Below are 812 nucleotides of genomic sequence, written 5' to 3' on the forward strand. Positions count from 1 at the left end.
TAGATGACGGTTGCTGCGAGCGCGATGGCGGAAAGGAATACTTTGGGGCATCGGTCATAGCGGGTTGCGACCCGCCTCCAGTCCTTGAGCCTGCCGAACATGTTCTCGATCCTGTTGCGGCGTTTGCACCTGCGCTTATCGTATTTGACCGGGGTCTTGCGTTGCTTACGGCCGGGAATGCAGGCGCGTATCCCTTTGTCTTTCAAAGCTACTCTGAACCAGTCGGCATCATACCCTCTGTCTCCGAGCATCCATTTGACGTCCGGAAGGCTGCTCAGCAGCGCCTGGGCGCCGATGTAATCGCTGACCTGGCCAGCCGTGACGGACAGGTTGAGCGGTCGGCCCCAGCTGTCGCAGATTATATGCTGTTTCGTATTCTTGCCACCCTTGGTTCGCCCGATCAGGCGACCGCGCCTCCTTTTTGACGCCCAGACTGGACGCCGTTCGGTGGGCTTTCAGGTAGGTGGCGGCGATCATCACAGTCTTCTTCTCACCGTACCGGGCCGCCAACCCGACCAGTATCTGTGCGAAGATGCCTTTCTCGCTCCATCGCCTCCAGCGGCTGTAAAGCGTTTTGTGCGGGCCATAGGTTGCAGGGGCATCGCGCCACCTTAACCCATTGCGGTTGATGAAGATAATCCCGCTCAACACACGCTTGCCATCAACCCGAGGCTTACCATGCGATTTCGGAAAGAAGGGTATAAGACGCGCCATCTGTGCGTCGCTCAGCCAGAAAAGATCACTCATGTCACCGCTCCTTTTTCGAAGCCGTGAATCACGCGGCGCGGCGAAAATCAATGCATCCTGACCCT

The 812-nt window shown here is 57.8% G+C and carries 1 protein-coding gene; it reads right to left on the reverse strand.

All coding sequences use genetic code 11. The features are described from left to right. A protein-coding gene (locus tag ACR0AP_RS20915) for an IS5 family transposase (protein ID WP_480509225.1) occupies positions 1–747 on the reverse strand; the annotation gives its coding sequence in 2 pieces (ribosomal slippage) (positions 1–417 and positions 416–747; 749 coding nt annotated over the 2 pieces). This gene is flagged as partial in the annotation. Between the last annotated feature and the right edge of the window lie 65 nt (positions 748–812).

This window comes from Ruegeria sp. AF7 (genome assembly GCF_056541885.1).